Source organism: Dietzia sp. CW19 (assembly GCF_014145265.1).
GTDB lineage: Bacteria > Actinomycetota > Actinomycetes > Mycobacteriales > Mycobacteriaceae > Dietzia > Dietzia natronolimnaea.
In genome coordinates this window covers 1-1383 of sequence record NZ_JAALEE010000399.1, presented here as the reverse complement: position 1 = coordinate 1383, position 1383 = coordinate 1, and the positions used below count along the sequence as shown (strand labels likewise).

Annotated in this window: 2 protein-coding genes; one reads left to right on the top strand and one right to left on the bottom strand. The window is 72.5% G+C overall.

Features of this window, described 5'->3' with window-relative positions; genetic code table 11:
• Window positions 1-185 precede the first annotated feature (185 nt).
• Window positions 186-389 carry a cold-shock protein gene (locus G6021_RS12075; RefSeq protein ID WP_107755639.1) on the bottom strand — a complete coding sequence of 68 codons (204 nt, stop codon included), beginning with the start codon at window positions 387-389 and terminating at the stop codon, window positions 186-188.
• A gap of 253 nt (window positions 390-642) precedes the next feature.
• Between G6021_RS12075 and G6021_RS12070 the strand changes: the two genes are divergently transcribed.
• Window positions 643-1383, top strand: a 741-nt coding sequence (locus G6021_RS12070) for a DEAD/DEAH box helicase (protein WP_187700684.1), incomplete at its 3' end; no start/stop codon positions are given.

Below are 1383 nucleotides of genomic sequence, written 5' to 3'. Positions count from 1 at the left end.
CGCGAGGGTGGACTGGCCACGGGCGGCGAGGGCGCCCTCGAGGTCGGTCGGCTCGGGGACGTGCTCGTCGGCGGCGAAGAACGACAGCTGCGTCACGGGGCCGAGCCTACGGCCGACCCCTGACACACGGCGAGGCCCCCGACGCGCACGCGTCGGGGGCCTCGTCGATCTCGGACCGTGGCGCCTCAGATGGCGCGGACCTCCTGGGCCTGCGGGCCCTTCTGGCCCTCGCCGAGCTCGAACTCGACGCGCTGGTTCTCCTCGAGCGACTTGAAGCCCGTGCCCTCGATGGAGGAGTAGTGGACGAAGAGGTCGGCGGAGCCGTCCTCGGGGGCGATGAACCCGTAGCCCTTCTCCGCGTTGAACCACTTGACGGTGCCCTGTGCCATGTTGTTGCGTTCCTTTTCCGTACTGCCTGGTGCGACCCTCGGGATGGCCACGCGGGTCGGGTCGCCCCACCGCCCGCGGGGAGCCCGCGACCGGCATCGACGACCGGGACAAGTACACCACGAGACCAGGGTCAGGTGAACCGATCTCCGCAGGGCCGCCGACCGCGCCGTGCAGCCGGATCCACCCCGGACCCGACTCCGACACGCGCTCGGGTGAGGACCCGGGCGGGTTGCCCTCTACGGTCGAGGGGTGATGACGTACGGACGCGAACTCCTGGGCCACCTGCTCGAGCAGCTCCCGGCCGGGCCGTCCCCCGTCACCCACACAGCGGAGTTGCCCGCCCGCGAGGCCCGGTACGCCGACTGGCCCACCTGGGCACACCCGGGCTTGGTCGACGAACTGCGTGCTCGGGGCGTCGGCAGGCCCTGGGCCCACCAGGTGGCCACCGCCGAGCACGCGCACTCGGGGAGGAACGTGGTGGTGGCCACCGGCACCGCGTCCGGCAAGTCCCTCGGCTACCAGTTGCCCGCGCTCAGCACACTCGCCTCGGACCGGGGGGCCTGCGTGCTGTACCTGTCCCCCACCAAGGCGTTGGGCCAGGACCAGCTGTCGTCGGTGGTGTCGCTGGTGGACTCCGTCCCCGGGCTCGCCCATGTGGCCCCCGCGTCCTATGACGGAGACACCCCGACCGACGCCCGGCCGTGGATCCGCGAGAACTCCCGTTGGATCGTCACCAACCCGGACATGCTCCATCTGTCGGTGCTCGGTCGGTCCCGCCAGTGGACGCGCATCCTGCGGGGGCTCCGCTACGTCGTCGTCGACGAGTGCCACTCCTACCGCGGCGTGTTCGGCTCCAACGTCGCCCTGATCCTGCGCCGGCTCGACCGGCTCGCCCGGGCCCTGGGGGCCGAACCGACGTTCGTCCTGGCCTCCGCCACCACCTCGGACGCCGGCGCGGCCGCCAGCACCCTCGTCGGCCGCCCCTGCGTCGAG

What these genes read in the sequence shown, in the direction of transcription:
- G6021_RS12075 (WP_107755639.1), bottom strand. Translation starts at nt 389, where the DNA reads ATGGCACAGGGCACCGTCAAGTGGTTCAACGCGGAGAAGGGCTACGGG.